The sequence below is a fragment of the Paenibacillus lemnae genome, assembly GCF_012933385.1.
In the GTDB taxonomy this organism is placed as follows: Bacteria; Bacillota; Bacilli; order Paenibacillales; family Paenibacillaceae; genus Paenibacillus_AQ; species Paenibacillus_AQ lemnae.
This window is the reverse complement of the sequence record NZ_JABBPN010000021.1, coordinates 1-24,841: the sequence shown is the minus strand read 5'-3', so window position 1 is coordinate 24,841 and position 24,841 is coordinate 1. Positions and strand designations below refer to the sequence as shown.

At 46.4% G+C, this 24,841-nt stretch carries 23 protein-coding genes; 19 read left to right on the top strand and 4 right to left on the bottom strand.

Features of this window, described 5'->3' with window-relative positions; all coding sequences use genetic code 11:
• Nucleotide 1 precedes the first annotated feature (1 nt).
• From cntD to HII30_RS21950, 4 genes are all read left to right on the top strand, one after another.
• Nucleotides 2–826: a staphylopine uptake ABC transporter ATP-binding protein CntD gene (gene cntD, locus HII30_RS18010; protein WP_169506435.1), complete on the top strand. Its 825-nt coding sequence runs from the start codon at nt 2–4 to the stop codon at nt 824–826.
• On the top strand, nt 813–1,559 hold the full coding sequence (locus tag HII30_RS18005; protein WP_169506434.1) for an ABC transporter ATP-binding protein: 747 nt from the start codon (nt 813–815) through the stop codon (nt 1,557–1,559). The genes cntD and HII30_RS18005 overlap by 14 nt, the downstream gene beginning before the upstream one ends.
• A gap of 51 nt (nt 1,560–1,610) precedes the next feature.
• Nucleotides 1,611–2,780 carry a staphylopine family metallophore export MFS transporter CntE gene (gene cntE, locus HII30_RS18000; RefSeq protein ID WP_169506495.1) on the top strand — a complete coding sequence of 390 codons (1,170 nt, stop codon included), beginning with the start codon at nt 1,611–1,613 and terminating at the stop codon, nt 2,778–2,780.
• Nucleotides 2,781–2,893: 113 nt separating this feature from the next.
• The gene (locus HII30_RS21950) at nt 2,894–3,943 is read left to right on the top strand and encodes a redoxin domain-containing protein (protein ID WP_169506433.1); all 1,050 of its coding nucleotides are present in this window, start codon (nt 2,894–2,896) and stop codon (nt 3,941–3,943) included.
• An 84-nt stretch (nt 3,944–4,027) separates the two neighbouring features.
• Here the strand turns inward: HII30_RS21950 and HII30_RS17990 are convergent, their stop codons facing one another.
• The gene (locus tag HII30_RS17990; RefSeq protein WP_169506432.1) at nt 4,028–4,894 is read right to left on the bottom strand and encodes a helix-turn-helix domain-containing protein; all 867 of its coding nucleotides are present in this window, start codon (nt 4,892–4,894) and stop codon (nt 4,028–4,030) included.
• A gap of 153 nt (nt 4,895–5,047) precedes the next feature.
• On the opposite strand from HII30_RS17990, the gene HII30_RS17985 reads away from it, so the two are divergent.
• The 9 genes from HII30_RS17985 to HII30_RS17945 all read left to right on the top strand — a co-directional run bounded on the left by HII30_RS17985 (nt 5,048) and on the right by HII30_RS17945 (nt 13,775).
• Nucleotides 5,048–6,004: an ABC transporter permease gene (locus HII30_RS17985; protein ID WP_169506431.1), complete on the top strand. Its 957-nt coding sequence runs from the start codon at nt 5,048–5,050 to the stop codon at nt 6,002–6,004.
• Nucleotides 6,005–6,035: 31 nt separating this feature from the next.
• Nucleotides 6,036–6,926 carry a carbohydrate ABC transporter permease gene (locus HII30_RS17980; RefSeq protein ID WP_169506430.1) on the top strand — a complete coding sequence of 297 codons (891 nt, stop codon included), beginning with the start codon at nt 6,036–6,038 and terminating at the stop codon, nt 6,924–6,926.
• 109 nt (nt 6,927–7,035) lie between these two features.
• Complete coding sequence (locus HII30_RS17975; RefSeq protein ID WP_169506429.1) at nt 7,036–8,808, top strand: extracellular solute-binding protein; 1,773 nt, start codon at nt 7,036–7,038, stop codon at nt 8,806–8,808.
• Between the two features lie 207 nt (nt 8,809–9,015).
• Nucleotides 9,016–10,122 (top strand): DNA alkylation repair protein, encoded by a 1,107-nt coding sequence (locus tag HII30_RS17970; protein WP_169506428.1) that lies wholly within the window; start codon nt 9,016–9,018, stop codon nt 10,120–10,122.
• Between the two features lie 20 nt (nt 10,123–10,142).
• Nucleotides 10,143–11,276, top strand: a complete 1,134-nt coding sequence (locus HII30_RS17965) for an NAD(P)/FAD-dependent oxidoreductase (protein ID WP_169506427.1) — start codon at nt 10,143–10,145, stop codon at nt 11,274–11,276.
• Nucleotides 11,277–11,353: 77 nt separating this feature from the next.
• On the top strand, nt 11,354–11,884 hold the full coding sequence (locus tag HII30_RS17960) for a DinB family protein (protein ID WP_169506426.1): 531 nt from the start codon (nt 11,354–11,356) through the stop codon (nt 11,882–11,884).
• Between the two features lie 221 nt (nt 11,885–12,105).
• Nucleotides 12,106–12,735, top strand: a complete 630-nt coding sequence (gene hxlA / locus HII30_RS17955; RefSeq protein ID WP_169506425.1) for a 3-hexulose-6-phosphate synthase — start codon at nt 12,106–12,108, stop codon at nt 12,733–12,735.
• Between the two features lie 4 nt (nt 12,736–12,739).
• Entirely contained in the window at nt 12,740–13,306 is a 567-nt protein-coding gene (hxlB, locus tag HII30_RS17950; RefSeq protein WP_169506424.1) for a 6-phospho-3-hexuloisomerase, read from the top strand.
• An 88-nt stretch (nt 13,307–13,394) separates the two neighbouring features.
• A complete protein-coding gene (locus HII30_RS17945; RefSeq protein ID WP_169506423.1) occupies nt 13,395–13,775 on the top strand; it encodes a winged helix-turn-helix transcriptional regulator in 381 nt (126 codons plus the stop codon).
• Between the two features lie 124 nt (nt 13,776–13,899).
• On the opposite strand, the gene HII30_RS17940 is transcribed toward HII30_RS17945, so the two are convergent.
• From HII30_RS17940 to HII30_RS17930, 3 genes are all read right to left on the bottom strand, one after another.
• A complete protein-coding gene (locus HII30_RS17940) occupies nt 13,900–15,783 on the bottom strand; it encodes an ABC transporter ATP-binding protein (protein ID WP_246246663.1) in 1,884 nt (627 codons plus the stop codon).
• Between the two features lie 92 nt (nt 15,784–15,875).
• Nucleotides 15,876–16,022 carry a paeninodin family lasso peptide gene (locus tag HII30_RS17935; RefSeq protein WP_169506421.1) on the bottom strand — a complete coding sequence of 49 codons (147 nt, stop codon included), beginning with the start codon at nt 16,020–16,022 and terminating at the stop codon, nt 15,876–15,878.
• Nucleotides 16,023–16,027: 5 nt separating this feature from the next.
• Nucleotides 16,028–17,992, bottom strand: a complete 1,965-nt coding sequence (locus tag HII30_RS17930) for an asparagine synthase-related protein (RefSeq protein WP_169506420.1) — start codon at nt 17,990–17,992, stop codon at nt 16,028–16,030.
• Nucleotides 17,993–18,268: 276 nt separating this feature from the next.
• On the opposite strand from HII30_RS17930, the gene HII30_RS17925 reads away from it, so the two are divergent.
• From HII30_RS17925 to HII30_RS17900, 6 genes are all read left to right on the top strand, one after another.
• Nucleotides 18,269–19,468, top strand: coding sequence for an MFS transporter (locus HII30_RS17925; RefSeq protein WP_169506494.1), 1,200 nt, complete (start codon nt 18,269–18,271; stop codon nt 19,466–19,468).
• Between the two features lie 95 nt (nt 19,469–19,563).
• Nucleotides 19,564–20,727, top strand: coding sequence for an AI-2E family transporter (locus HII30_RS17920; RefSeq protein ID WP_169506419.1), 1,164 nt, complete (start codon nt 19,564–19,566; stop codon nt 20,725–20,727).
• 132 nt (nt 20,728–20,859) lie between these two features.
• Nucleotides 20,860–21,168 (top strand): ArsR/SmtB family transcription factor, encoded by a 309-nt coding sequence (locus tag HII30_RS17915; RefSeq protein ID WP_169506418.1) that lies wholly within the window; start codon nt 20,860–20,862, stop codon nt 21,166–21,168.
• 73 nt (nt 21,169–21,241) lie between these two features.
• Nucleotides 21,242–22,642: an aldehyde dehydrogenase gene (locus HII30_RS17910; RefSeq protein ID WP_425496006.1), complete on the top strand. Its 1,401-nt coding sequence runs from the start codon at nt 21,242–21,244 to the stop codon at nt 22,640–22,642.
• 272 nt (nt 22,643–22,914) lie between these two features.
• Nucleotides 22,915–23,877, top strand: coding sequence for a hypothetical protein (locus HII30_RS17905; protein ID WP_425496007.1), 963 nt, complete (start codon nt 22,915–22,917; stop codon nt 23,875–23,877).
• Nucleotides 23,878–23,988: 111 nt separating this feature from the next.
• A complete protein-coding gene (locus tag HII30_RS17900) occupies nt 23,989–24,711 on the top strand; it encodes a class I SAM-dependent methyltransferase (RefSeq protein ID WP_169506415.1) in 723 nt (240 codons plus the stop codon).
• The last annotated feature ends 130 nt before the right edge of the window (nt 24,712–24,841 follow it).

Below are 24,841 nucleotides of genomic sequence, written 5' to 3'. Positions count from 1 at the left end.
TTTGCCCAATTTTCTGGAAGTTAATCATTTGAAGGTATGGGATAAAAGCAGTGGTGAAGTGATCCTGCATGACAGCTCCTTTAAGGTGAATGCGGAGAGCTGTCTGGCCGTGGTGGGTGAAAGCGGAAGCGGGAAATCCGTCACCTGCAGAGCGATCATGAGGTTAAACAAGCCTTGGGTATCTCAGTCAGGGGAGATTCTGCTGCATGGGGAGAATTTGAGTTTTCTCTCAGACAAGGAAATGAGGCAGAAGCGCGGAAAAACCATGTATTTGATCATGCAGCATGGCATGAGCGCCTTCGACCCTTCTACCGTTGTCGGTGTTCATTTGTATGAAACGCTGAAGCAGCATTTTGGCTGGAACAAGCACGAGGCTGCAGGTCATATGAGTATCGCAATGAAAAGTGTGATGCTGAAGGAACCGATGGAGATCATGAATAAGTATCCCCATCAGCTGTCAGGCGGTATGCTGCAGCGGATCATGATCGCGCTTGCCTTGGTGCTTGAACCAGACCTCATTATTGCTGACGAACCAACAACAGCGCTGGACACCATCTCCCAATATGAAGTACTGGAACAATTCCTTCAGCTGCGTGAACGTTTGGGCTGTTCCATGATTTTTGTATCCCATGATTTAGGGATGGTGAGGAAGCTGGCAGATGAAGTGCTTGTGATGAAGAATGGCGTCATTGTCGAGCAGGGAAGTACGGAGTCGATATTCACCGCTGCTAAGCATGAATACACAAGATATCTCGTCTCAACCAAACAGACATTGAATGATCATTTTAAATCGGTCATGGGAGGACAAGGAGTTGCTAAGCGTTAACGGTGTTTCGAAATCTTATAACAAAAGCGGATGGTTCCAGAAAGATAAGCAGAGAGTTCTCGAGGATGTAAGCTTTCAGTGCGGGCAGGGAGAATGCCTGGGGATTATCGGAGAAAGCGGAAGTGGAAAATCGACGCTCGGGCGATTGATATTGGGGATTGAGAGGCCGGATACAGGAGAGATCCTCTTTGAAGGGAAGCGGCTAGGCGATGCAAAGATTCGTGCCGGAAATATCAGCGCAGTCTTTCAAGATTATACGTCATCCATTAATCCATTCTTTACCGTGGAGCAGGCAATTCAAGAGCCTTTAAACAATCTGAAGTCTGGCTTGAAATCACATTCAGACCTGATTGATGATTTACTGCTGCAGGTGGGGCTGCATTCGGATTATCGCAAAAAGTATCCGCACGAGCTCTCCGGCGGAGAGACGCAGCGGGTCTGTATCGCAAGAGCGATCTCGACTTCGCCCAAGTGTATTGTGCTGGATGAAGCCATCAGCTCACTGGACGGCTCTGTCCAGCTTCAAATCCTTGATTTACTGAAAGATCTAAGATCCAAAATCAATACGGCTTACATCTTCATCACCCATGACATTCAGGCAGCCGCGTACATTTGTGACCGGATTATGATATTCAGAAACGGGAGCATTGAAGAGATGGTCAGCACCGATCAATTAAAAGATGTCCAATCACACTATGCAAAAAAACTGCTGCAGATGACCATTTTGAATTAGAGAAAGAAAAGGAGACAAACATTGTTTAGTGGAGCATTATCCTGGCCTTTTATGCGATTGTATATCCTTACGCTGTTTTATTTTAGTGCGAACTCGATTTTAAATGTTATCATCCCGCTCCGCGGTGAGTCCCTGGGAGCCACTAACACGACGATCGGATTGATTATGGGTGCTTATTTGTTTACCACCATGTTCTTTCGTCCGTGGGCAGGACAGATGATTCAGAAACACGGTCCGATCAAGGTCCTGCGCATCATACTACTGATTAACGGTCTTGCTTTGATCTTGTATACGTTCACCGAATTAACGGGTTATTTTGCAGCCCGTATGCTGCAGGGGGTATCGACAGCTTTTTTCTCCATGGCTCTGCAGATCGGTATTATTGATGCGCTGCCGGAGAAGGATCGCTCGCAAGGAATATCGTTATACTCATTGTTTTCTTATATTCCCGGGATTCTCGGTCCTCTGCTGGCATTAGGACTTTGGCAATCTGGAGATATGACGGGCTTCACCGTTGTGATGGTCGTGATTGCGATCGGCACCGGATGCTTTGGCTTCACGGTCAAAATGAACAACGGGGAAAAACGGTCCGAACCTCCCAAGGCAGCCGGAGGAAGCATGATATTCCGATCCTTTGGGCAGCTGATACATAATCCTTATTTATTCCGATGCAGTGTCCTGATGCTGATCGCTTCGATCGTATTTGGCGCGGTCACGACTTTTATCCCGTTGTATGCTGCAGAGCTTGAGCAGGGCAGTGCAGGTATTTACCTCATGCTGCAGGCGGTCACGGTGGTTCTGTCCCGATTTGTTCTGCGAAAGAGAATTCCTTCTGACGGCAAATGGCACGCATCCTTTATGATGCTGAACATGCTGCTGTTAACTTCAGCAGCTCTGTGCGTCAGCTTGGCGGTTCATTATGGAGCAGCCATTTTTTATTGCGGAGCTCTCTTGATGGGGATTGCACAAGCACTGATTTACCCATCGCTCACCACCTATTTGACCTTTGTGCTCCCGGAGGTGAACCGCAATATCCTCATTGGTTTGTTCATTGCCATGGCGGATCTCGGTGTCTCGTTGGGAGGAGTCATCATGGGACCGATGGCTGATCTTATGTCGTATTCCAGTATGTATCTGTTATGTGCTTTTATGGCTGCGAGCCTGATCGCACTGGCTTATCGGAAGGAGCCGGGGCGCTGGCATAAGCAAGTCCCATCGTAAACTTAGCAAAACAAGCCGGCACCTTACAGGAGTTGGCTTGTTTTTTTATATGGCGTACAGTACCTTTGAGAAGGAAGTACTGGGTCGTTTCATTAACAAAGGAGGATTATCTTGTGCAGCAAACCTTCTCTCTCGGACCGCTGACGTTAAATCTGACGTTGGTTCTGCTGATGCTTTCTCATATTGTCGGTTATTTCGTGCTGAAGCTTCGTCTTTCCCTGGCTCATTATGAACATCGAAGCACGATACTCAATGAACTGGTGGGTCATGCGGTAACGGCTTTTTTCATCTGGAAGTTGAGTCTGATTGTTACGGAAACGCGGATTGTTATGGAACAGCCAATGTCACTACTCTATTATGATGGGGGCAGCACGGGCTTGCTACTTGCGGCAATTTATGTCTTGATCCGTCTGTGGCTAACTTCCCGTAAACAGCGAATCCCATTCATTGTCTATGTTGATGCTGTAATAACCTGGCTGGCTGCGGCTTACGGCGGATTTACTCTGCTTATGTATTTTTTTGGTCAGGGGTCATTCGTTGTCACGATCACAGTTAGTGTAATCGTCTTCAGTATGCTGGGATTTCAGCTATTCTTGAAAAAAACACCCGGGACTTTTGACGTGAGCATACGAAACGGAGCTGTCGCTGTGATGCTTCTTGGAATGGCAGCTTGGGCCATAGCGGATTATCAGCAGGAAAAGTGGGATGAAGCGCAGACTGTCTATGATACAGTACCAGGCATAGATATCGGAAATGCAGCGAGGGAGTTCACATTATCTTCAATCGATGGCAGCCCTGTGACCTTGTCAGATTATCGTGGACAGACCGTTATTCTTAATTTCTGGGCCACATGGTGTCCGCCCTGCCGGGTCGAAATGCCTCATATTGAGAAATTCCATCAACAATACAAGGATGATAATGTAGTCGTTCTCGCAATTAACCTGACACATACGGAATCTTCCACCGCAGATGTAAAGCAATTTATTGAGAACATGGAATTTGAAGCTCCCGTCCTGTTTGATCCTCAAGGTAAGGTTAGTAAGGATTACAAAATTACAGCATACCCAACCACGTTTGTCGTGAACCCTGAAGGAGTCATTACGCACCGCTATCAGGGAGCTGTCAGTTATTCGATTCTTAAAAAAGCGTATGAAGAACTTTAGCAAGAAAGATGCTCGATGATAAGCCGCCTTCGTTCAGATGTCGATATCAGACGCCCGAATGAAGGTTTTTTATCGTTCAGAAGGTCAGGGTCCTCCATTGTTCCGAAACGATTTTGGACTCATGCCATACATCTTTCGAAACTGCCGGGCGAAATAATTGCTATCATTAAAACCGCTGTTATAAGAAACCTCTGTTATTGGAAGCTTGGTCATCATTAACAGCTTGCAGGCGTGTTCCATGCGCAAATGGTGCAGGTAAGAGATGGGGGTTGTCTCATAATAAGTTTGAAAGATCCGGTTCAAATGCCGTACAGAAATCTCCGATTGACGCGCAATATCTTCCAAAGAGACTGCCTCAAGGTAATGATCCTCCATGAAAGAGATCGCACTAGCAAGATGCGCCACATGGCTTTCTTTGCCAGCCTCCATGCTGCCGTATTGTCTTGATAAGTAAACCACAAGTTCCATAAACTTCGAGACTAACATCGTTTGATAACCCTGCGGCTTATGATTGTATTCCTCGATCATCATGTCGACCTGTGAAGAGACATGCTCCAGGTTCGGGATCGGCAAACTGAGTTTGCTCTGATAGTGATGAAAATTGCGGAAATGCGGCTCGACAACGAACAGTGCCTGAAACCCATTCACCTTTTTCAGATCTGAACCTGCTGATTTTAGGATTTCCGGGCGGAACATAATATTGCAGATTTTAAAATGCCGGGGTTCTTTATATGCGTGAAGGGTGTCACCGTTGATGACAAAGACATCGCCCTTTTTCACAAAATAGGATTGTTCATTGATCACATGTGCTGCATTTCCATGGAGTACGATAACGAGCTCGGTGAAATTGTGATGTTTATGAACATACATGTCTTCCTCATGACCACCGTACTCAATATAGAACGGAAACTGTTCATCTTTTGTAAACCAATCCAAATAAACACGGCGCAAAACGTGTTCCCCTCCTTATAAGCGGATCCATGCATGTCTATATAATGCTATTTTACGACTATATAATCAAGGTTTTCGAAATGCAACTGAAACTAAAATAGTATAGATGTGATTGCCTATAAATTGCCAGTTACAGAAAAAAGGGGGATTTCAATGAGTGCCAGTCTAACAGAAGCTTCTAATGCACCCAGAAAAAAAGAGCGTTTTCAAATCAAGAACAAATATAAGCTCTTTTTGATGGCTTTTCCATTTCTGGTGCTTGGATTTATATTTTCGTATTTGCCTTTATTCGGCTGGGTATATGCGTTTTATGATTTCAGGCCCGGGATTCCATTGTCGAAAAGTGAATTTATCGGTTTTCACTGGTTTACCGCCATGTTCTCCAATGAGGTGCAGCGGGATGAAATGATCAGGGTGCTTCGTAACACATTTGCTATCAGCTCTTTAGGAATTCTGACATCCGTGCTGCCGGTGATCTTTGCCATTCTGCTGACAGAAGTGCGAAACTCAAAATTTAAGAGAATGGTGCAAACCCTTACAACACTGCCGAACTTCATCAGCTGGGTGTTAGTATACTCCTTTGCTTTTATGTTGTTTTCGGTAGATAACGGATTTCTCAACAATTTGTTAATGAGCTTAGGGCTCATCGATACGCCAACCAATATCCTTGCCTCCAGCAACAATACATGGCTGGCCATGACATTATGGGGAGTATGGAAAGGACTTGGCTGGGGCGCAATCATGTACATTGCGGCTATCACAGGTATTGATCCCGAACTGTATGAAGCGGCCAAAGTGGATGGTGCGAGCCGTTTTCACCAGATTTGGCACGTGACGGTGCCTGGTATTATTCCTACGTTTTTTGTCCTGCTGATCTTGTCCATCGCAAACTTTATTAACAACGGCATGGAGCAGTATTTTGTATTCGCAAATGCGATGAACATGGCGAATATCGAGGTACTGGACTTGTACGTGTACAATGTCGGATTTACCGGCTCTAACTTCGGTTTTGCAACAGCGGTCAGTATCATGAAGTCTATCGTGAGCCTGTTCCTTCTGTTCTTGGCCAACGGCTTGTCGAAGGCGGTCCGCGGCGAAACAATCATCTAGAAGGATAGAGAAATGGAGGGAAAACATAGATATGGCAATCCGAGAGAAATTCAGCTTGTTCGATGTGATCAACTATATTGTACTGACCTTAATTACGGTGGCATGCTTTTTTCCTTTCTATTATTTGTTCATTAATACAATCAGCAATAATGACCTGAGCAGTAAGGGCCTTGTGATGTTTTACCCGAAAGATATCCAATTTTCAAACTATGTCCATGTGTTCAAGATTCCCGGTTTGGTTCAAGCTGCCGTCGTGTCTGTCGGACGGACAGTGATCGGTACGCTGGTGACCGTAGCGGCTTCGGGGCTGCTCGGATTCCTGTTCACTAAGCAGGAGATGTGGGGCCGAAGATTCTGGTACCGGTTTCTCGTCGTCACGATGTATTTCAACGCAGGTTTGATCCCTTGGTATTTAATTATGCGAGACCTCGGTATGATCAACAATTTCATGGCATATATCCTGCCAGCGATCGTATCGCCGTTCTTTATCATTTTGGTCAAAACCTATGTGGAGTCAACACCGATTGCTCTGCAGGAATCGGCGCAGATGGACGGCGCAGGTTACTTCACGATTTTCCTGAAGATCGTTATGCCGCTGATTACACCCATTCTGGCTACCATCGCTATTTTCTCTGCAGTTGGACAGTGGAATCAGTTCTATGACACGTTGTTCTTGATGACAGACCAGAAGCTGTTCTCACTTCAATTTATTTTGTGGCGGTATTTGAATGAGGCGACATCGGTGGCGGAAATTATGAAACAATCCGGCGGGGCGATGAGGGTGGATGCTTCCATGATGCCGACAGCAACCTCCATCCGGACAACCGTCACGATGATCGTGGTGATCCCGATTTTGATGGTCTATCCGTTCTTTCAGCGGTTCTTCGTGAAAGGCATTATGATTGGTGCCGTTAAAGGATAAGGTGTAATTGTTCTTTTTCTGATATTTGAAGGGAGGTGGGGCAGACGCCTGCACGGAGGGGCGGATTAAGCTGATTCTTTTCATTTATTAAAGGGAGGTTACCAGAAGCATGGTTAAACAAAAAAAATGGTCAGCACTCATCGCGTTTGTATGTCTGATGCTGGTGTTCACAACGGCATGCAGCGGAAACAAAGATAACAGCGATGGGGATAAACAAACACCTGAAAGCAGTAAAGAGGTCATCACAGATTGGTCACAAGAGGAAGAAGTCACGTTAAATGTATTTTCTACGCTGGCTAACTTTACAGGTGAACAGCCAGGCTGGTTTGCCAAGGTAGTAAAGGACAAATTTAATATTAAATTAAATATTATTCAGGGTGGACTTGAGGGCAAGCTCGCTACACAGATGGCCTCCGGCGATCTGGGTGATCTGATCGTGGGTATGGGCGGCAAGGATTATACCGATGCAGTCAAAGCTGGCTTGCTGTTGGACTGGACCAAGAATGGCATGCTCGACAACTATGGTAAAAACATGCAGAAATACGCTCCCGATGCTCTTGAAGCAAACAAAACGCAATACGGCAGCGGAACAGCAATTTATGGCATCGGTCATAATGTCGGAACTGGTGACGGACCAAGTGAAGGCGCTACGATGACTTTCGGTCCATATCTGCGCTGGGATCTGTATGAGGAATTAGGACGTCCTGAAATCAAAACAATGGACGACTATCTCCCGGTGTTGAAGCAGATGCAGGAAAAGCAGCCGACAACTGAATCCGGTAAAAAAGTGTATGCCTTCTCTCTGTGGTCGGATTGGGATGGTGATTTCGCTACACTGCCTAAAGTACATGCGCAGCTTCACGGTTATTCAGAAGGTGATGGTTTCAACCCCGGCAGCCTGATTCTGGTCAAAGCTGACGAACCTGATATTCAGCCGATGCTGGATGATAACAGCTATTACATGAAAGGCTTGAAGTTCTACTTTGATGCCAATCAGATGGGTCTGCTGGATCCGGATTCTCTGACCCAGACATTCGGTGATGTGTCGACTAAATTCAAGGATGGCCAAGTGCTGTTCGCACAGTTTCCTTGGCTGACCACGACGTATAACACACCGGAAAATACAGCAGATGGCAAAGGTTTTGCACTGGTACCGTTCCAGGAGCAGCAAATCTATTCTTCCGGCTTCAACCCTTATGGCGGCGGCTGGATCTGGTCCATCGGCTCCAAAACAAAACATCCCGAGCGCGTTATGGCTTTTCTTGATTGGATGTACTCGCCCGAAGGCGTGATGGAAGGCTTTAACGGTCCGAAAGGTTTGGCTTGGGATCTGGATGCTGATGGAAAGCCGATGTTAACCGAGCTTGGACAGAATGCAATGTACAATGGCGATACAGCGGTTCCGGATGAATACGGCGGCGGTATCTGGAACGACGGAGCCGGTAATTTTGGGAAACTGAATAACACAACGCTCTCAACATCCCAGATCAATCCGGATAACGGTGAACCGTATGATTTCAGAAGCTGGACTTCTGAGTTGACTCGTGACCCAGATCCAGTGACGAAGAGCTGGCGTGAAGCTATGGGCGTGCTCACAGATAAAGAATGGTTCGTTAAAAACGATCAGGTGGCAGTAACAAAAGCGTTCTTTAACGGACAGCCGCCAGCGGATGAGCCTTCTGATATCAAACTGAAACGAAGCCAAGTAGGTAAGACGATCAAAGAATACTCCTGGAAGATGATGTTTGCCAAAGATGAGGCAGAATTTGATAAGCTGAAGCAAGAGTTGGTTAAGAAAGCTCAAGGCTTGGGTTATGACGATGTCATCAACTGGCAGACTGAACAAACGAAAAATACAGTTTTCACCTTATACGATAAGTAAATATGTTTACATTATGTAAAGCTAACCTCCTGTATCCGTGCTGCACGGTTGCAGGAGGTTTTTTTTATCATCGCATTAGCGCGAGATGGCGGTATGGGTGAAAGAACAAATCTGATACCCGCCGCATGGTGATCTGACCTGACTTTATGTATGGGATGATTTTGATTATGATAGAAGGATCTAAACATGCATAGGAGGTGACTATTCTTGGCAGAGCCCCTTAAAGATATGTATAATGAGGAATTTCTCCTCCAGCTTGCACAGAAAATCCAAAGTGTATTTCCAGCATTTTCTGTAGAGTCTTTTATAGACAATATTCTCGATCCTCAGTGGGAACAGAAAGGCCTGAAAGAGCGTATGCGAACCATTACGCTCTCGCTGGGAGCAAGTCTTCCATCGTCTTACAATGAAGCGATCTCGATCCTGCTTAAGATTCATCCGTCCTGTCAGGGATTTCCGTACTTGATCTTTCCGGATTTTGTGGAGGTTTACGGACGAGAGAAGAAGGAATGGGACCTGTCTATACGGGCATTGGAGATATTCACAACCCATTCCAGTGCAGAATTTGCCGTCAGACCTTTCATCATGGATGATTCAGAAAGCATGATGAAACAGATGGCAGTCTGGTCCCACAGCGAGAACGAACATGTACGACGCTTATCCAGTGAAGGATGCAGGCCCCGGCTTCCCTGGGGGCAAGCTCTTGTGATGTTTAAGAAAGACCCCGAGCCAATTATCAAAATCCTGGAACAGCTAAAAGCAGATCCTTCTCTTTATGTGCGCAAGAGTGTGGCTAACAATCTGAATGATATCGCCAAAGATCATCCGGAACTTGTGCTGGATATCGCCCGCAGATGGCTCGGCAGTCACCCGCATACCGATTGGATTGTCAGACACGGCTGCAGAACATTGATTCGTAAAGCAAATCCCGAGGTGCTATCATTATTCGGGTATTCCGAGTCATCGGCTGATTCTGCGCTCATCACACATGCTCAACTTGAGGTGAATCCATCTTCAGTTTCCATTGGGGGAGAAAGCCGATTAAACTATGAAATTCATCTTCGTGAAGGTGACGCTGCCCGGATTCGGATCGAATATGGCATTGATTTTGTGAAATCGGGAGGCAAAGTATCCCGCAAAGCTTTCTTGCTGTCTGACAAAACGGTTTCAGGTGGCGCTAAGGTGCATGGTACAAGGGTACATCGGTGGTCAAACTTGACGACAAGGCGGCACTATCCCGGCCTGCACCGGATTGTACTGCTGGTCAATGGTCAAGAAGTCGCTGCAACTGAGCTAGATTTACTGGATAGTTGAAAGGTGAGAGGATTGTATACATGAAAAAAGTCATTGTCGTTGGATCAGGCATTCTTGGAGCATCTACCGCATATCAGTTAGCCAAGAGAGGCGCAGAAGTGATCGTCGTGGACCGCAAAGACCCAGGACAAGCGACAGATGCCGCGGCCGGCATTATCTGCCCCTGGTTATCTCAAAGAAGGAACAAAGCCTGGTATCGGCTTGCCAAGGAAGGCGCACGTTTTTATCCCGGGCTAATTAAGGAGCTTCAGCAGGATGGCGAAAGTGAGACCGGTTATGCTCAAGTGGGTGCGCTCAGTCTCCACCATGATCCGGACAAAATGCTGAAGATGAAGGAACGGGCTGAGCTGCGTAAAAAGGACGCGCCCGAAATCGGGGATATTACTCCACTGCATGAGGCAGAAACACAACTGCTTTGGCCCCTTTTGGCCGAGGGGGTTCAAGCTTTGCATATAAGCGGGGCCGCCCGCATCGATGGCCGTGCTCTGCGGGATGCGCTGGTCCGCTCTGCCCAGCGAAGTGGGGCAGAGGTCATTCACGGGGATGCTGAGCTTCAGTTTCAGGATAATCGTGTAACTGGAGTGATGATAGACGGAGAGAGCTTATCAGCAGATACTGTCATTGTATGCGCGGGCGCTTGGGCTCGTCCGTTATTGAAGCCTCTAGGCATTCATTTTAACGTTCATTTTCAGAAAGCGCAGATCATGCATGTACAGGTGGATGACGCATTCGACACAGGCTCCTGGCCTGTAGTCATTCCGCCGACGGACCAGTACCTGTTGTCTTTTGACCAGCAGAAAATCGTGATCGGATCGACACACGAAAATGAACCTCAAGGCTTTGATACCAAGGTGACGCCAGGAGGAATGCAGGAAATTTTGAATAAAGGCCTGAATATCGCTCCTGGCTTGGCAGACAGTACCTTTCAGGAAATGAGAGTGGGTTTTCGTCCATTTACTCCAGGTTTTCTTCCGGTAATCGGCAATATTCCAGGCTGGGAAGGGCTGATTACGGCGAATGGCCTGGGAGCATCAGGCTTGACCACGGGTCCATTTATTGGAGATCAGCTTGCTAAACTGGCCCTGGGAATGGAATTGGACATTGACCTTCAGGATTATGACCCTCTCATCGCTCTGGGTGAAGTTGGAGTTTGATATCTAAGAGATGGTATAATCGAAAAGCACTATGTTACATCAGACATATAATGATAGCACTTGGAGGCGATATAAACATGGTGAAATTTCAAGATATCCATCCTTTTATGGATCAGGTTCGGCAGAAACTGCTGAATGTACTGGCTTCCTTCGGAGCCGATGAGAAGGACCTGAGAGAACATGCCGGCGGCTGGAGCGTGACCGAAGTAGTTGAGCACCTGGGAAAACTGGAGGGCATGATTCAGTATCAGCTTCAACGATTGCTTGCCCAGGAACCGGTTATGGCATCGGAGCCCCTGGATCAAAAAGTGACCGATGTGCAGGACGTATTGCAAACAAGCGGTATCGGTACCAAGAAGATTAATGCCCCTGAGCCATCTGTTCCAAGTGGCCGATTATCCTACGAGGAAGCAATGGATCAGCTAAATCAGGTTCGATTTCAAACTAAAGAAGTCATTGATCAGCTGGAAAACCGCAATACGAATGATCTTAAGTTTCCGCATCCTTCGGGTTTTGAATTGAACGCGAACCAATGGGCTCATTTCATCGCCATTCACGAAACTCGTCATATTCAGCAGTTGACTCGAATTCGTGAAGCGAACCGGTAACCTGCTCAATAGTGAACATTGGCCTCACTTTCTTATGAAAAGTGAGGTTATTTTATTTTGCCTGAATAATTTTTGACAGCCAGATTCCCTTGATCCATCACATTACATACCTCCAGGTAAGTATCTGACTTTAAAGTACGTACTTCCAAAAAGTTCAGCAAGGACCCTACAATAGGTTCATAAGGAACATACTTTAAGTGATAGAGGAGAGATTGTATATAATGGAACTTCAATTGGCATTGGATTTGGTAAACATCCCTGAAGCTAAACAAGTGGTGGCTGAGGTAGCAGAGTATATTGATATCGTAGAAATTGGTACTCCCGTGGTAATCAATGAAGGGCTGCATGCCGTAAAAGCGATCAAGGAAGCTTTTCCTCAGCTGCGCGTTCTGGCTGATTTGAAAGTGATGGATGCTGGAGGGTATGAAGTCATGAAGGCTTCCGAAGCGGGAGCGGACATCATTACCATTCTGGGTGTTTCCGACGATTCTACCATCAAGGGAGCCGTAGCAGAAGCAGCCAAACAGGGCAAACAGGTTATGGTGGATATGATTAATGTGAAGAACATTGAAGAAAGAGCACGTGAGATTGATGCCATGGGCGTTGATTACATTTGTGTTCATTCAGGATACGATCATCAAGCAGAGGGTAAAAACTCGTTTGAAGAGCTGGCTGCCATCAAACGTGTCGTCCAGCATGCCAAGACTGCAGTTGCAGGCGGAATTAAGCTGGAGACACTTCCGGAAGTTATTCAGGCGAATCCGGATCTGGTCATTGTAGGCGGCGGTATTACAGGTCAGTCTGATAAGAAAGCAGCCGCATCCCGTATGCAAGAAATGATCAAGGCCTAAATTTATGAAAAATGGATCTATTCTACATGAAGCCATTCAGATTGCTGAAGAAGTTAAAAAATCCATTCAATTCGTTAATAAAGATGAGGTCGAGACGCTAATTAATCACATCACTTCCGCCAAAACCATATTCCTGGCCGGATTAGGAAGATCAGGCCTCATGACACGCGCTTTCGCGATGCGTCTCATGCAGATGGGGTATCAGGTTCACGTGGTGGGTGAGACCGTAACGCCTGCGATCGGACCAAAGGATCTGCTGATCATCGGTTCTGGTTCAGGAGAGACGCAAGGCCTGCTGTCTATGACACAGAAAGCCAAACAATTCGGAGCTCGTATTGCTCTGCTTACCGTTCAGCCTTCATCAAACATTGGCCAACTGGCTGATGCAGTGGTTCAGCTGCCTGGTGCTACGAAAGACCAGAGCGGGATAACCATGGAGACGGTTCAACCGATGGCTTCCTTGTTTGAACAGACCCTTCTTATTGTACTGGATGCGGTGATTTTGAAGCTCATGTCACAGCAGGACTTGTCCTCAGGAAACATGTTCGGCAATCATGCGAACCTGGAATAGACTTGAACTTCTGTGCGAACAACCCCTTCTTTTTTTGATGATCAGACTTCAATCGTTGTATACTATCTAAAGAAGGGAGGGGCGTTTAATGGCTCACGAAGTCAAGGACCGTATTAAATTGAAGGAAATTAACTGTCATAAGGAATTGACACTGGCTGTGATCGGCGGAAAGTGGAAGCTCATTATATTATGGCATCTCGGTTTGGAGGGCGTAAAGCGTTTCGGTGAGCTGGATAAACTCATCCCTCATATCACCCAAAAAATGCTGACCAACCAGCTGCGTGAATTGGAAGAAGATCAACTGGTACAACGGGTTGTTTACCCTGAAGTTCCGCCGAGGGTTGAATATTCGCTGACACCTTATGGTGAGAGCTTAATGCCAATCTTGAACCTGATGTACGACTGGGGTAAAAATTACGGTGAGCAGGTTGTCTGGAAGGACGAACCTGCAGCTAGTTTGATAAAATAGCTGTATTGTAATGCAACGCGCAAGATAAAGGGCTGCTCCTGAGATCTTTATAGATCTTGTGGGGCGGCCCTATTTTGTTGTTGCAAGACGCTGTATTGCGGCGCGCGGGCGGTGTCCACTGGGCTTAATTGGTGCCGGTCTGTACATGCAGCAGCTTGCCGAAGAGGCCTTCGCGTTCACTGGCAAGCTGTTGATACCCGCCTCGCTGAATGATCATGCCACCGTCAAGGACAAACACCTGGTCTGCATGTCGGATTGTCGACAAACGATGCGCGATCACAATAATGGTCATTTTGCCCCTTAATTGCATCAGTGCATTCTGGATCAGGGCTTCATTCTCACTGTCCAGCGCACTTGTTGCTTCATCGAGAATGAGGATGGCAGGCTGGCGAAGAATGGCGCGGGCCAGTACAATACGCTGACGTTCACCCCCTGACAATCGGATGCCCCGGTCACCGACGATCGTATCTAAACCTTCGGGCAGCTTGCGGACAAATGCTTCAGCAGCGGAAAAATGCAAGGCATCCCATATTTGCTTGTCGGTGGCGTTCGGAGCGGCTGCGAGCAAATTATCAAGCAGAGTGCCGTGAAAAAGAAACGGATCCTGGGAGACGTAACTGACCTTTTGGCGAAGCTGATACACTACTTCATTTGTAAGGGGTTTGCCGTCAATAAGTAGCTCCCCTTGATCTGGTTTAATCAGGCCGATCAGCAGATCAACCAAAGTACTCTTTCCGGCACCCGACTTGCCGACAATGGCTGTCAAGGTATGAACCGGGATACGCAGATGGATGTCCTTCAGTGCATAAGGCGAAGGGTGCCCTAGATGCTTATGATTCCCTAGGTGCACATGATGCTCATGCCCATGATGAGCTTGATGCCCTTGATTCTCTTTATGCACATGATGCTCTTGATGATATCGATAACAGACGTGACGACATTCAATCGCTTCGTCGAAACGTATGGTATGTTCAAAGTTACCGCTGTTCATGTCAGGGAGTTCAAGCTCGCGCGCATTCTGAATCTCTTTCTGCATTGCTGACAAATGTCCAAAGGCCGGTGCCGATTGAGCCAAGTGCTCCCAACTGGTCTGCAGACCTGTAAATTTGGGCCACAGCCGTGAGAATATTAACACAATGATCATCAGCCGCTCCGGCTGAACATGAAAAACAACAAATGAGAAGAACGCAAAGACGGCCAGCAGAACAGCAGAAGCCAGCTTGTAATAATATTGCGAGGTCGTTTGCAATTTGGTAAAGCTGACAACATTATGCTCCAGTCGATGACATAGCTGCTGAAACCAGTTCAAATGCTGTATTTCCAGCATATTGGCCTTTATGTCTTTCATGCCGTTCAAATGATCTGTTATGCCGGCATAACACTGTTGGGAAAGCTCCGTCGCCTGTGCACCGATCTTTCTTGATCTGCGAATGAATTGTCTTGAATACAAGGCCAGCGCTATTCCGCAGACTAATACCGCTGCTGTCAGTTCGAAGGAAAGATACAGCGCAAAGCCGATTTGAACGGCTGTAAACACCACAGTAGTGCATAGTCCGAGCAGCAGAGAAATGCCATAGCTGACGCGCGGTAATTCGCTGGTCATTAGATGAACCAGGTCTGAGCGCCGTTTACGCAAAAAGAAAGACCAATTCGCGTATATCATCGATTCATACACGTCCAGTCTCAAATGCCGGATAAATCCTTGTTCGATCTGCTCATTCATGTTGACCAGATGACGCTGCACTGCACCTTGCAAGGCAAATAAGAAAACAAATATACCCAGCATGAGCGTCAGCTTCTGTTCATCGCTCCAGGACATAATCGGAGCGGTAAGAATTACAAGGAACGGCAGGGAGTCCGATGTTGGACCGATCAGTCCCGTCAAGCTCAGCATCGGGGCTAACAGCAAAATGCTCGTTCCTTCCAGCAGGCTGACCAGCATCATTCCCGCAATCCCCAGAATCAGTTTCCTTCCTGAAAAAGTATACAGCTTCTTAATATACTCCATGACATGGGTCATCCTCGTCGCCTCACTAACTTGTGCTGTGTTAACGTGTAAAGAAGCCCTTATACTGCCGAATGTATAAGGGCGCAGGGGTATTAAGAAGGATCAAGAGGAACATGACGGTTATTGGCACCCTTGCCGTTGGAATCCGGCACCCGGCCATTCGGACCGCCCATGGTCTCTTGAACGTCGAGTACTTCAAACGACAGCTGCTGCCATTCTTTCTTTTGTTCTGCTGACATATGTATCACCTCCTTTCCAGAGAATGCGTGCGCTTCAAAAACCGATAAACAATCAAACTCTGCATAAGCAGTCTCGCATGAGGATCAAACGCCAGCTCGGATTTGGGAGAAGCTCCGACAACATTCAAGGATTGTTTCACCTGATTGATATGCAAGTATGCTGAGGCTACCGGGTCTAGGCACATGTGATGCAGTTCATCTGTTAACGTGTCCCAGGAAGACCGCAGCCGGTAGAGCCAGTCCGCTCCCTGAACGCCCCGTACACGCTGATTCATCCGGACGTCATCAGGAAGCAGTCCTGATACAGCACGGCGAATGATGGAACGGTCCCTGCCGTGCTGCACAAACTGATCATAGGGCAGGGACAGGCAGAAGCGAATGACGCGAGGATCGTTTGTAGGATCTCGATCGGCAATGCCGTAACGAAGTGACAGCTTGGTGGTAGAAGTACCATAATGGTTCGACGTAGCCAGATGCTCAAATTGAAAACGGCGTTCGGAGAAATCATCGGTTTGCATGCCGTTCATATCAACGTGACCATAATATGGCTGCAGCTTTTCCATGACTTCTGTCCGCTTGGCGAATTCAGGATGAATGAGCATCGGCCTCATGGAATCCTTTTCTCTACTTTTGTTCATCCATCGTGCCGCAAGCGGGAACGCGTGAGAGCCGACAAAGGGGAACAGCTTAAAGCGTGAGATGCCTTCAATCCGGCTGTATTGTTTCATTTCACGATAAAGCTTAATCCACTGCACCTTCCGCATCAGCTGGGCGTAGTAGTCGCAGGCAGGTCCCCATGACACCGTGTAATTTCCTCTGCCACCCGTTAACATGACCCCTATCGATTCCATTTGTGCCTGTTCCGCAATCCCCGTGAGCCAGAAAGAATTCTCCAGAAATTTGTACGGCGCTTCAATAGAATCTAGCAATTCATCCACGACAGTTATTGAATTCCGCTCAGGAAATCGAAGGAAATGATTTCGGGTATTACCTGCATGCCGGGCGATCGATTGAATATAGGGTGTTTCGTCAGCAACCATATACCGGTTTGTCCAGTCTGCAAAATCTGAAGGTGGTATATAGCTGAATGTATGTAATCTCTTACCTTCCTGATGAAGGAACTTTGAAGCGAAAGCTGCAATCGATCCGGAGTCCAGACCTCCACTCAATTTAACACCCACCTGACGGAATGTCCGGAGTTTGCTGGCTACAGCAGTCTGAAATACATCTCTAAAAGCCTCTTCATACTCTCCGTTGGAACGTAAGCGCAGCTTCTCGGCAGGCTCTTTCAACCCGTCGTATTGGTCGATCTTCAATCGACCATCTTCCACAGTAAAGAAGTGAGCAGGGGGAAGCTGGTGAATTCCTTGATAAACTGTACTCTTCACATCGATCGTATCGAGAATGACAGGGATCGCCAAGAACTCTGCCAGCCAGGACTCGTTGATCGAGGGTTTCTGGTCAGATATAGCGAGCAGAGGGCTCATCGTTGTACAAAAAGCAAATTGATCACAGTGATGTTCAAAGTACAGTGTGCGGTTTCCAAGCAGGTCTCGTGCTCCAAAAAGACGCTTGTTGTACTCATCCCAAATTACAAAACTAAAGTCACCTAGCAGATAGCGGGGGCAATTGATCCCCCATTTTGCATATGCGCGCAGAATGAGTTCACTGTCGGTCATATGACGCCTCTTGAAGTAATCAATGTGGAGGAGGGAAAACAGCTCTTCCCGGTTGTCCAGTATTGCGTCCGCGGTAATGCTGTTTCGAAACGTCGGGTGATGATACGGGAGACATTCAAGAATAGATTCCGGTGTGATCCATCTTGTATGACAGCCTAGTGCAACTACGGGGCTGCTCCATATCCCCGCATCGTCAGCAGGAAAATGGGACAGAACCTGCATCATTGTATCTAGATGTTGATTTAGAAGTGGAGAGGGATGGCGTGTCCAAATCCCGGCAATCGCACTCATTAACATGCTCCTATTCACTGTCTTATGATACAAATTGTATCATTATACTCAGTAACATGCAACGTATTGGATCAAATGTTGTTCAGATAACAAGTGACGTGAGACCTGTAAGCATCATACCTTAGTCCTGAATATTGAAATCTGCAGTCTTCATTATTTATCTTGACCAGCTTTCCGGATGGGCGTACACTCCAATCTATCAAACGTTTTAAATCTTAAGGAGAATTCAACGTGCAGAAACAGAAAGCTACCAGAACAATCAACAAGACATACATAATGCAGATATTCACCGTGTTTTTAGGGTTTGTTATTTTCGGGTTCTCAGAAAATATTAAAGGACCTGCGATACCGAGAATTCAGTTTGACTTTATGTTAAGTGAATCCCAGCTTGGGACCCTGTTGTCACTGAATGCGCTGGGTTACTTCATTGCATGTTCCTTTACGGCGTACCTTACACGAATCTGGGGTATCAAGATCATCACGATTGCATCTTTTGCTTTAATGATGTTATCCGGCGTTTTTATTTTTCTTTCTCAAAGCTATGCGCTGTTTTCATCGTCGTACTTTTTAATGTACATTGGTAACGGAATGCTCGAAATCGCACTGGCGATTCTTGGAGCACGTATCTTTGTGAAGAATACCGGGACCATGATGAACTTGAGTCACGGGTTTTATGGATTGAGCTCGACGGTAGCGCCGCTGGTCGCAACGGGTCTGATGAACGTTACGATTGGCGATTATACCCTGGATTGGCGCGGGATGTATGTCATCGTGCTGTCATTGTCTCTTCTGCCTATGATCTCGGCGCTGTTCAGCAAGTTTCCAGGAGATGATCTTAACGAAAGTGTAAGGGTACCGTTAAAAGATCTGGTGCGTGACCCTGTTCTGTGGTTTATGGTTATCATCCTGTCATCCGGTGTTGTATCCGAACTGGCGGTCGGAGGGTGGCTGGTCAATTTTCTGGAGAAGGCTTATCAGTGGGATACGGTCACGGCTTCAGGCATGCTGTCTACATTTTTCTTATGTTTTACACTGGCACGTATTCTGCTTGGTCCGCTGACCGATCGTATCGGCTTTGTTCGTTCCCTGATCTTGTTCTCGGGTTTTTCAGCGGTCTGTACATTTTTAGCGCTCTTGGGCGGTGAAAAGGCTGCGTTTCTGTTTGCATTATCCGGGATTGGAATTGCGATGATTTATCCGACGGTGATGGCTTTTATCGCCCAAAGATACCCTAACGAAAGTGATACCGCCATTACGTTTACCGTAACCCTGATGGGGTTGGGAAGTGTGGTTGGAAACTACATGATCGGCGGCATTATTGAACTTGTCAAAAGATACTATGGTGCTGATTCTTCCCTGGGTCTGCTGCGCGGACTTCAAGCCGGTTACGGATTCATTGGGCTGTGTGCTGCTATCTGTACGGGCAGCGGGATCGTATTGTTAAGATTTTTAAAGAAGAGAAAACAGCTGATCTAATGAATACTTCCTTATTGTCCAACTGGACATGAGCCTGTAATTAACATTATAGTAATAAGGATAAGTTAGTTAGGTATATCCGAGGGAGGACATATATGGAACAACCCCGCATTTGGCCGGATCGTTTCAAACGTTTTTTTCTAAATAACAAAGTTGTGATCTTGCTATTGGTTCTCTTGCTGGTTGGACTTAATATTTTCGTAATGAGCAAGATTACATTTGTGCTGCACCCTATAGCAGTGCTGATCAAAACGGTCATTTTACCAATTATATTATCCGGTATTTTGTACTATTTGCTGAATCCTCTCGTTAATGTGATGGAAAAGTGGAAAATACAGCGAGGATGGTCGATCCTCATTCTCTACCTGGTCATTTCCGGTATACTCACGGTCGTCGTACTTGCTGTTATCCCCGTGCTTCGTAACCAGATTATGGGGCTTATCACCAACTTTCCTACATACAGCGAGAACATCAGACAGCAGTTTGAAGACCTTACAGGAAGCCAGCTGTATAATCAGATTCAAGATGCGGCGAACCTGAACTCCGAAGAATGGTGGGGGACCGTAACGACGAAAACGACGGATATTCTGAATCAAACCTGGTCACGAGTAGGCGGATTTCTGGGTGCTTTTACCGAAACTGTCGTGTCGATCATCACGGTGCCATTCATTCTGTTTTATATGCTCAAAGATGGTAAAAAACTTCCCGTCAGAATCTTGTCATTTCTGCCTACACAAAGCCGTGCGGGCATTCTGAATGTCCTTCAGGACATCAACCATCAGATTAGTTCATTCATACGCGGACAGATTATTGTCAGTTTTTGTATAGGGATTCTGCTCTACATCGGGTACATGATTATTGGCCTGGACTATGCTCTGATTCTCGCCATTATTGCCTCATTCACCAGTGTGGTGCCATATCTGGGACCTGCGATTGCCATTACGCCTGCACTGATTGTAGCTCTGGTTACTTCGCCCATCATGCTCCTCAAAATGGTAGCGGTCTGGACAATCGTGCAGCTGATTGAAGGCAAGTTCATTTCACCTCAAATTATGGGTAAGACGTTGAAAATTCACCCGATTACAATTATTTTTGTCATTCTGACTTCTGGTAATTTGTTCGGCGTGGTAGGCATTCTGCTGGCGGTTCCTGGTTATGCGGTCCTTAAAGTGTGCGTAACGCATATTTTCCAATGGTTCAAAGATACGTCTGGCTGGTATGATCCACCGCCGCCGCCAATCAATAATCATCTTGGATAATGAACACTTTCTTTCGATAAGAACTCCTGACTCATGGCCATTCGCCAATGACAGGGGTTCTTATTTATGATTGAAATACACCTCCAGATCAGGTACTATTAAAGGCACACATTGTTTGAAAAGAGGGTAACGATGGGTCAACGCGCTATATCTATTTTTCAATCCTGTATCCCGTTGTTTCAAGTTCTAAGCGACAGCCATCGCCAAGGCATCCTGCTGCTGCTGAATGAGCGGGGGACATTGACAGTCAATGAAATTACAGAACAATCCAAGCTTTCACGGCCAGCGATTTCACACCATCTCAAGCTTTTGCTGGAGAAAGGTTTGATCACCGTCGAACAAAAGGGGACACAGCGTTATTATTCCATTTCTTTGGAATCCTCGATCGACATGCTGAAACAGCTAGTCGCTGCGCTGGAAGAAGACTGCCTTTTAAAATAAATGTTATTTTTGTCCTATTCGTTTAAATGTTTAAACACTTAATCGTAATTGGCTATCAAAGGAGAGAAATATGTTGAAAGATCATCTCGAGTGGAACCAAAGTGAAATTCATCAGTTACTTCAACAGCAGAGACAATATTATCTTACAGGTGCAACTCGTCCAATAGAAGAACGGATTTATCATTTAAAACGGCTGGGAGAAGCGATCAAGCAGTATGACAGCAAACTGACTGAAGCGCTGTATCAGGATTTGGGGAAGGGCAGATTCGAATCGTATACCACAGAAATCGGCTTCATGCAGAAGAGTATCCGCGATACCATCCGTCACCTTAAAAAGTGGGCACGACCGCGGCGTGTCAAAACTCCTTTACATCTTATGGTTTCGAAGAGCTTCGTAATCTCGGAACCGTATGGTTCGGTTTTAATTATTGGCCCGTTTAACTATCCGTTTCAATTGTTGATCGAGCCGTTGGTCGGAGCATTGGCGGCTGGCAATACGGCCGTACTTAAAGCATCTGAGAATACACCAGCAGTCTCCGCTGTCATTCGGGAAATGATTTCAGGCCTGTTTCATCCCGGATATGTGCAGGTAGTAGAGGGTGGGAAAGAAACGACGACTGCTCTGATCCATGAAGAGTTTGACTATATCTTTTTCACGGGGAGTGTTCCGGTAGGGAAGGTGGTCATGGAGGCTGCCGTCAAAAACCTGACTCCAGTTACACTGGAGCTGGGAGGAAAGAGTCCTGTTATCGTGGACCGTGAGGCAGATCTTCAAGTCGCTGCGGAGCGTATTATCTGGGGAAAGCTGCTGAACACCGGACAGACCTGTATTGCGCCGGATTATCTGCTAGTCCATGAAGAAGTAAAGGATACACTGATATCGAAGATGATCAAGGTCATCCATACATTTTTCGGCGACCATATTCGTCATAATTCAGACTATGGGCGTATTGTAAACAATACGCATTTCAAGCGGCTTACGAATCTCATCGAAAGAGACCAGGATCAGGTCATCTATGGCGGAGGTTCAGTGGAGGATGAGCGATTCATCGAGCCGACTCTGATTCTTGCTCAATCGTGGGATGCTGCGAGTATGGAAGATGAAATATTCGGCCCGATTCTGCCAATTATCAGCTATGATCATCTCGAAGAGGCAATCGATGAGATTCAGAAGCGGCCTAAACCGCTGGCACTGTACCTTTTCACCTCGGACCGTGCAGTTCAAGATAAGGTAATGTCCGAAGTGTCTTTTGGAGGCGGGTGCATCAATGATACGATTACACATGTAGCCAATCCCAACATGCCTTTTGGAGGTGTGGGGAATTCAGGCATCGGAGCATATCATGGTAAATTCAGCTTCGATACCTTCTCTCACGAAAAAAGCATCCTGCGCAAGAGCACTCGGATCAATCTGCAGATTCTATACCCTCCTTATCATAAGAAGTTAAAACTGATTCAACGTCTTCTCAAATAATGTTTCTAATTGTTAAAATTGGGTATGGAGTATTCATACACTTGGTTTAAGATTGAGAGAGGAGGATGGATCGGATATGCTGGTTTTGATCGCGTCCGTCATCATAAATCATGGGAATTACTATAACTGCGCGGTCACGAACCGTTAATTCAAGTCGCCTTTTATGGCGGCTTTTTTTATGAAATGTTTTAAAATAAACCGGGTGTATGTAGTATTTCATATCACTATCTAAAATGGGAGGTTTTTTAATGAAACCCGTGAGTCTGCTGAACATGTTCAGGAATTTCAAAATGTTCACATCGTTTCTGCTCGCCATTGTTGTGATTAGTATGTCAGGTATGCCTGCATATGCCGCAACGCCCGAAAAAACAGTCAACGCTTCAGCTCAATTGGCTTATAACCTCAAGGGATTGAACCACAATGTGGTTGTCCAGAAAGCTTATATTGCTTCTAAATACATTTATGTGACTCAGCGTTCCGGGGGGAACTGTTATCTTTCCCGACTGCTCATTGACGGCAATGATGCCAACTATGTGGATGAAATGACGGTTACGAACACAGGTCACTGTCAAACCCTCGATATGTACACCTACAATGGCGTTAACTATTTTTATTTCAGTTCCAAAGCAGATCCCTCCACTAACTATTATTGGTCCCTCCAGGTAGCAAGGCTCCAGTATTCACCCGGTGTAACTTTGGATTATACAGATCTCCCGCGCTTCACCTATATGAATTACGCGAATGATACAGGCACAAGATTGGGCGATACCTACCGTGTTGACGGAGGAGGAAACAGCACACATACGGTCTTTCGGGTGCAGACCGCTCAGGGCACGGTAACCTGGACCATTTATGATACAGCAACTCTGAATCAGCTGCTCGACAACAATGATCAGGTCCGTATGGACAGTACGGCAGCGGTTAACGCGGCTGTTCGAAGTTTTACACAGTCCGGCAGCGCAATCGTGAGACCCAATGGTTCTTTTCAGGGTACAGATATGCTGAGCAGCACTAGAATTTTCACCTCAGGCGGTGCTGATGGCCAAACCCCTCAGATAGCCATGATGTCCAACACTGGCGCATACAAAAGCCTAGTCAAAATCACAAATGTAGGCAATCGGGAAATTGAAGGCGTACAGACGAAAAACGGCAACGTTTACTTTACCATTGTGCCAGACCCCGTGAACAAGAAAAACACGCAGAAGATCTATTACGTCTCAGATAGTATATTTTAATCGATTGCAGCGCATCATGGCATTCGGGTAACTGTTACAGACATTGCCGTCAGGGGTATGTAGGAGTGATACTTCTAATAGGATGGGTTTAGATATAAGGAGGGATAGGCAATGTCATCGGCTGAATTCGAGAAAGCCAGAGAATCAGAAGAGCATTATCATGCCAAGCTGTATGAAGAAGAAGAGATTTTAAAGCCAGGCACCTGGATGTCCAAGCCGCTGCCAATTGTCATGGAACTGCTGGAGAGCGTACTGGATCAAAATCCCAATCCCGTCGTGCTTGACTTGGGCAGCGGTCCTGGACGGAACGCGATTCCCATTGCGATGAAACTTCAGAAGGCAGGACAGGGACGTCTGGTTGGGACGGATCTGCTGGATGAAGCGGTGTGCAAGCTGAAAGAGAATGCAGACAAGTACGGTGTAGCTGAGATCGTTGAAGCAATGCAGGCCGATGTGGAGCATGGTGACTATGAACACAACACATATGATTACATTGTGGCTTGCGGCTGCTTGGAGCATGTATCGTCCAAGGAGGCTCTGCGAGATGTGATCAGCAGGCTGCAATATGCTACGACTCCCGGCGGCATTCACTGTATCACCATGAACACCGAAGTTAGTGAAACCAAGCTGACAACAGGAGAGGAACAATCTGCACAGATTGAGCTGAATTTATCCGAGCAAGAAGCCATTTCGCTGCTGGAGGAATCCTATTCGGATTGGCGTATCATTCGTGAGGATGAGGATGAGGTAGCGATCAAGGAAGAAAAATACGAAGAACCTACTGAATTTTCTGCGAACACGGTCGTATTTGCGGCTCGGAAGCCACAGAATTAACGTTACAATCGCAAAGGTGAATATAAAAAAGGCAGCCTTTACTTAAACTGTACCCTACAAGATGGACACTTTGAAAAAAGTCATCTTGTAGGTTTTTTTGTGTACAATAAAGAAAAAACGAGCGGCGGTC

Excerpts from the sequence above, each read along its gene's own strand:
- cntE (WP_169506495.1), top strand. The coding sequence starts at position 1,611 with ATGCGATTGTATATCCTTACGCTGTTTTATTTTAGTGCGAACTCGATT.
- HII30_RS17985 (WP_169506431.1), top strand. The coding sequence starts at position 5,048 with ATGAGTGCCAGTCTAACAGAAGCTTCTAATGCACCCAGAAAAAAAGAG.
- HII30_RS17980 (WP_169506430.1), top strand. The coding sequence starts at position 6,036 with ATGGCAATCCGAGAGAAATTCAGCTTGTTCGATGTGATCAACTATATT.
- HII30_RS17975 (WP_169506429.1), top strand. The coding sequence starts at position 7,036 with ATGGTTAAACAAAAAAAATGGTCAGCACTCATCGCGTTTGTATGTCTG.
- HII30_RS17965 (WP_169506427.1), top strand. The coding sequence starts at position 10,143 with ATGAAAAAAGTCATTGTCGTTGGATCAGGCATTCTTGGAGCATCTACC.
- HII30_RS17960 (WP_169506426.1), top strand. The coding sequence starts at position 11,354 with ATGGTGAAATTTCAAGATATCCATCCTTTTATGGATCAGGTTCGGCAG.
- hxlA (WP_169506425.1), top strand. The coding sequence starts at position 12,106 with ATGGAACTTCAATTGGCATTGGATTTGGTAAACATCCCTGAAGCTAAA.
- hxlB (WP_169506424.1), top strand. The coding sequence starts at position 12,740 with ATGAAAAATGGATCTATTCTACATGAAGCCATTCAGATTGCTGAAGAA.
- HII30_RS17945 (WP_169506423.1), top strand. The coding sequence starts at position 13,395 with ATGGCTCACGAAGTCAAGGACCGTATTAAATTGAAGGAAATTAACTGT.
- HII30_RS17940 (WP_246246663.1), bottom strand. The coding sequence starts at position 15,783 with ATGGAGTATATTAAGAAGCTGTATACTTTTTCAGGAAGGAAACTGATT.
- HII30_RS17935 (WP_169506421.1), bottom strand. The coding sequence starts at position 16,022 with ATGTCAGCAGAACAAAAGAAAGAATGGCAGCAGCTGTCGTTTGAAGTA.
- HII30_RS17930 (WP_169506420.1), bottom strand. The coding sequence starts at position 17,992 with ATGAGTGCGATTGCCGGGATTTGGACACGCCATCCCTCTCCACTTCTA.
- HII30_RS17925 (WP_169506494.1), top strand. The coding sequence starts at position 18,269 with ATGCAGATATTCACCGTGTTTTTAGGGTTTGTTATTTTCGGGTTCTCA.
- HII30_RS17920 (WP_169506419.1), top strand. The coding sequence starts at position 19,564 with ATGGAACAACCCCGCATTTGGCCGGATCGTTTCAAACGTTTTTTTCTA.
- HII30_RS17915 (WP_169506418.1), top strand. The coding sequence starts at position 20,860 with ATGGGTCAACGCGCTATATCTATTTTTCAATCCTGTATCCCGTTGTTT.
- HII30_RS17905 (WP_425496007.1), top strand. The coding sequence starts at position 22,915 with ATGTTCAGGAATTTCAAAATGTTCACATCGTTTCTGCTCGCCATTGTT.
- HII30_RS17900 (WP_169506415.1), top strand. The coding sequence starts at position 23,989 with ATGTCATCGGCTGAATTCGAGAAAGCCAGAGAATCAGAAGAGCATTAT.